The organism is Streptomyces otsuchiensis (assembly GCF_004305975.1).
GTDB classification, from domain to species: Bacteria; Actinomycetota; Actinomycetes; order Streptomycetales; family Streptomycetaceae; genus Streptomyces; species Streptomyces otsuchiensis.
In genome coordinates this window covers 1-4,315 of sequence record NZ_BHZI01000388.1, presented here as the reverse complement: position 1 = coordinate 4,315, position 4,315 = coordinate 1, and the positions used below count along the sequence as shown (strand labels likewise).

At 72.7% G+C, this 4,315-nt stretch carries 5 protein-coding genes and 1 pseudogene; all 6 read left to right on the top strand.

The features are described 5' to 3' along the window. Positions 1–314: pseudogene (locus tag E0D90_RS24070) on the top strand (NADH-quinone oxidoreductase subunit C); the annotation flags it as partial. Further along, entirely contained in the window at positions 314–1,273 is a 960-nt protein-coding gene (locus E0D90_RS24065; protein WP_103500800.1) for a complex I subunit 1/NuoH family protein, read from the top strand. The pseudogene E0D90_RS24070 and the gene E0D90_RS24065, both read left to right, overlap by 1 nt. A 47-nt stretch (positions 1,274–1,320) precedes the next feature. Beyond that, positions 1,321–1,869, top strand: a complete 549-nt coding sequence (locus E0D90_RS24060) for a 4Fe-4S binding protein (RefSeq protein WP_130800065.1) — start codon at positions 1,321–1,323, stop codon at positions 1,867–1,869. After that, positions 1,866–2,486, top strand: coding sequence for an NADH-quinone oxidoreductase subunit J family protein (locus E0D90_RS24055; RefSeq protein WP_130800064.1), 621 nt, complete (start codon positions 1,866–1,868; stop codon positions 2,484–2,486). Before E0D90_RS24060 ends, E0D90_RS24055 begins: the two co-directional genes overlap by 4 nt. After that, on the top strand, positions 2,486–2,929 hold the full coding sequence (gene nuoK / locus E0D90_RS24050; protein WP_130800063.1) for an NADH-quinone oxidoreductase subunit NuoK: 444 nt from the start codon (positions 2,486–2,488) through the stop codon (positions 2,927–2,929). The genes E0D90_RS24055 and nuoK overlap by 1 nt, the downstream gene beginning before the upstream one ends. Further along, positions 2,926–4,315, top strand: a 1,390-nt coding sequence (locus E0D90_RS24045; protein ID WP_130800062.1) for an NADH-quinone oxidoreductase subunit 5 family protein, incomplete at its 3' end; no start/stop codon positions are given. The genes nuoK and E0D90_RS24045, both read left to right, overlap by 4 nt.

Genomic DNA, 4,315 nt, shown 5'->3' with positions numbered 1-4,315 from the left:
GGGCGGCGCCGGACGAGGGCGCCCCCGCCCGGCCCCGCCGTCCGCGCCGGTCCCGGAGCGCCGGTGACGGCTCCGCCAGTCAGCGTGCCTCCGGCACCGCCACGCCGCCGCCGAGTGACGCGGCGGCCGACGCACCGGGCCGCCGCAGCACCGACGCGCCCTGGCACGACCCCCGGCCCGCCACCGCCCCGCCCGACGACGCGGACGAGAAGCGACAGCGCCCGGAGCACGACGCCGGGCCGGAGCGCGAGGCCGGGCCGGAGCGCGAGACCGGGAACGACGACACCACCGGCCGCGACGGGGAGGACGGCTGATGGACGCACTGGACGTCACGCTGCGCATCGGCGCGGTCCTGCTGGCCTTCCTGACCCTGCCGCTCCTCGTCGGCCAGGCCGAGCACAAGGTGATGGCACACATGCAGGGGCGGCTCGGCCCCATGCACGCCGGCGGATTCCACGGCTGGGCCCAACTGGTCGCCGACGGGGTCAAGTTCGTGCAGAAGGAGGACACCGTCCCGGCCGGGGCCGACCGGCGGATCTTCCAACTCGCCCCGGCCGTCGCCCTGATCCCCTACCTCGTGGTCCTGATCGCGATCCCGCTCGGCCCGGGCGGCATGGTCGGCCAGGTCATCGACGCCGGTGTCTTCTTCGTCCTGGCCGTCCTCGGTATCGGGGTCCTCGGCCAGCTGATGGGCGGCTGGGCGAGCGCCAACAAGTACTCGATGCTGGGCGGGATGCGCACCGCCGCCCAGCTGATGGCCTACGAGCTGCCGCTGATCCTCGCCGCCGCCTCGGTGGTCATGGCGGCGGGCACCCTCAGCCTCCCGGGCATCCTCGACGCCTTCGCGTGGTGGTGGGTGCCCTGGCAGCTGATCGGGGCCTTCGTCTTCTTCACCGCGGGCATCGCCGAGCTGCACCGGCCGCCGTTCGACGCGCCGATCGCACCGGAGGAGATCATCTTCGGCGCCTTCACCGAGTACTCCGGGCTGCGGTTCGCCCTGTTCCTGCTCGCGGAGTACGCCGGGATCGTCGTCGTCTCCGCGCTGACCGCCGTGCTGTTCCTCGGCGGCTGGCACGGGCCGTTCCCCGACCAGCTGGGCTGGTTCTGGATGCTGCTCAAGACCGGCGTGCTGTGCTTCCTGGTGATCTGGGCGCGCGTCGCCTGGCCCAGACTCCGCGTCGACCAGATCCAGAAGTTCGCCTGGACCGTTCTCGTTCCGCTCGCCCTGGCGCAGATCGCGCTGACCGGTGTCGTCAAGGTGGTGATCTCTTGAGCTTCGGCTCCGGGCTGGCGAAAGGGCTGGCCGTCACGTTCCGCGCGATGACCCGCCGCGCGGTCACCCAGCAGTACCCCGAGACGATGCCGTCGCTGCCGCCGCGCAGCCGGGGCGTCATCGGGCTCTTCGAGGAGAACTGCACGGTCTGCATGCTGTGCGCCCGCGAGTGCCCCGACTGGTGCATCTACATCGACTCCCACAAGGAGACGGTGCCACCGGCCGCGCCCGGCGGGCGCGAACGCAGCCGCAACGTCCTCGACCGCTTCGCCATCGACTTCTCGCTCTGCATGTACTGCGGTATCTGCATCGAGGTCTGCCCGTTCGACGCGCTGTTCTGGTCACCGGAGTTCGAGTACGCGGAGACCGACATCCGGGAGCTGACCCACGAGCGGGAGAAACTCCGCGAGTGGATGTGGACGGTGCCCGAACCGCCGCCGCTGGACGAGGCCGCCGAGGAGCCCAAGGAGATCGCCGCCGCCCGCAAGGCCGCCGAGAAGGCCGAGGCCGCCGCCCGCGCCGAAGCCGCAGCCGATGCAGGGGCCGATGCAGGATCCGAAGCCTCCGGTGACGGCGGAGAGCAGGGGGACCGGTGAGCCCCACCAGCCCCGCCTTCGCCACCGCGACCCTCGCCGACGCCGCCGGACGGGAGTTCCTCTCACCCTCCGGCGTGGAGATCGTCTTCGTCCTGGTCGGGGTGGTGGTGCTCGGCGCCGCCGTCCTGTGCGTCACCAGCCGCCAACTCGTCCACGCCGCGCTCTACCTGGTGGTGGCGCTCGGCGGGCTGGCCGTCCAGTACCTGCTGCTGACCGCCGAGTTCATCGCCTGGGTGCAGGTACTGATCTACCTCGGCTCGGTCGTGGTGCTGCTGCTGTTCGGGCTGATGCTCACCCGGGCGCCGATCGGCCGTTCACCGGACGCCGACTCCCGGAACCGGCCCGTCGCGCTGGTGGTGGCGCTGGCCGCCGCCGTCACCCTGGTGACGCTGGTCGTCGACGCGTTCCGGACCACCTGGATCGAACTCGACGTGCCGCACGGCAGATCGGACGCGCTGGGCGAGAGCCTGTTCCGCTACTGGGTGCTGCCCTTCGAGGCGCTGTCGGTGCTGCTGCTGGCCGCGCTGGTCGGCGCGATCGTCATCTCCCGTACCGGCCGGGCCGATTCCTCAGCCCCGTCCGCCGGGCGGTCGAAGGACGCCGAGGGAGAGCGCTGATGCACCTCGTCTACCCCGCGGTCCTGGCCGTGCTGCTGTTCTGCGTCGGCCTGTACGGCGTACTGGCCCGGCGCAACGCCGTGCTGATGCTGATGTCCGTGGAGCTGATGCTCGCCGCCGTCAGCCTCAACCTCGTCGCCTTCGACGTCTGGACGCGCGACGCCCTGCACTCGGGCCAGGTGTTCACCCTGTTCCTGATCGCGCTGGCCGCCGCCGAGATCGGCATCGGACTGGCCATCGTGCTGCTGGTCTACCGGCGGCGCGGCACCGTCGCGGTCGACCGGCTCCGCGCCCTGCGCGAGACCGCCGACGGCGGCCCGCCGCACCTCGACGGCGGCCCACCGCACCTGGACAGCGACCCGTCGTCAGCTGAAGTGCCGGACGGCCAAGCGCCGGACGGCGCCGCCGCCCCGGTCGCGCCCGGACAGGAGACCACCCCGTGAACACCGTCACCGCGGCGGCCCTGGTCCCGCTGCTGCCCTTCGTCGCCGCCGCGCTGATACTCCTGTGCGGGCGCACCGCGCCCGGCTTCGTCCGGCCGCTCGCCGTCCTGCCGACGCTCGCCGCCGCCGGGCTCGCCGTGCTGGTCGCCGTCCGGCAGGGCGGCGGTGACCCGATCGGCGCCGCCACCGTCCTCACCCCGACCGGCGACGCGGCGCTCCCGATCGAACTCGCCCTGCAGCTCGACGGGTTCGCCGTGCTGGTCGCCGCGCTCGTCGGTGTCGTCGCCACCGCCGTACAGCTGTACTCCACCGGTTACCTGCGCGACGACCCCCGCTACGCCTCCTACGCCGCGCTGGTCTCGCTGTTCACCGCCGCGATGCTGCTGGTGGTCTACACCGACGACCTGGTCGTGCTGCTCGTCGGCTGGGAGGTCATGGGCATCTGCTCGTACTTCCTCGTCGGCCACTACTGGGAGAGGAAGGCCGCCCGCGCCGCGTCGATCAAAGCGTTCCTGATCACCAAGCTCGGCGATGTGCCGTTCCTGATCGGCATCCTGGTCCTCGCCACCGAGGCCGGGACCTTCCGGATCAGCCGCATCGTCAACGGACTGACCTCCTCCCTCGCCGACTTCCAGCTCGCACAGCCCACTCTGGTGGCGCTGCTGCTGCTCGCCGGTGTCGCCGGAAAGTCGGCGCAGGTCCCGCTGCACGGCTGGCTGCCCGACGCGATGGCCGGCCCCACGCCCGTATCCGCCCTGATCCACGCCGCGACGATGGTCGCGGCCGGGGTCTACTTCGTCGCCCGGCTGCTGCCGGTCTTCACCGCCTCCTCGGCCGCGCTGCTCGTCCTGGCGGTCACGGCGGCGCTCACCGCCGTCGGCGCGGCGCTCGCCGCACTGGCCCAGGACGACCTCAAACGGGTGCTGGCGTACTCCACCATCGGCCAACTCGGCCTGATGGCAGGCGCGCTGGCCGTCGGCAGCCGCGAGGCCGCCGTCTTCCACCTGCTCACCCACGGCGCGTTCAAGGCGCTGCTCTTCCTCGCCGCCGGGGTGCTCATCCACACCGCGGGCACCGGGTCGCTCGCCGTCATGTCCCGGCTGCGGGGCCTCAAAAGCCAGGCCCCCGACGCCTTCTGGGCGATGACGATCGGCCTGCTCGCCCTGGCCGCCGTCCCGCCGTTCTCCGGGTTCTTCTCCAAGGAGGCGGTGCTGCACGCCGCCGAACGCGCCGCGCTCGACCCGGCCGCCGCCCCGCCCGGCGTCCCCGCCGCCGGAGCCTGGCTGGTGCTGGCCGCCGCTCTGCTCACCGCCGTGCTGACCGCCGCCTACGCCACCCGGCTGTGGCTGATGGCCTTCCACGACCCGGTGTCCGTCCGCACCGAAC

Coding starts and splice junctions, on each gene's coding strand:
- E0D90_RS24065 (WP_103500800.1), top strand. CDS start 314: ATGGACGCACTGGACGTCACGCTGCGCATCGGCGCGGTCCTGCTGGCC.
- E0D90_RS24060 (WP_130800065.1), top strand. CDS start 1,321: ATGACCCGCCGCGCGGTCACCCAGCAGTACCCCGAGACGATGCCGTCG.
- nuoK (WP_130800063.1), top strand. CDS start 2,486: ATGCACCTCGTCTACCCCGCGGTCCTGGCCGTGCTGCTGTTCTGCGTC.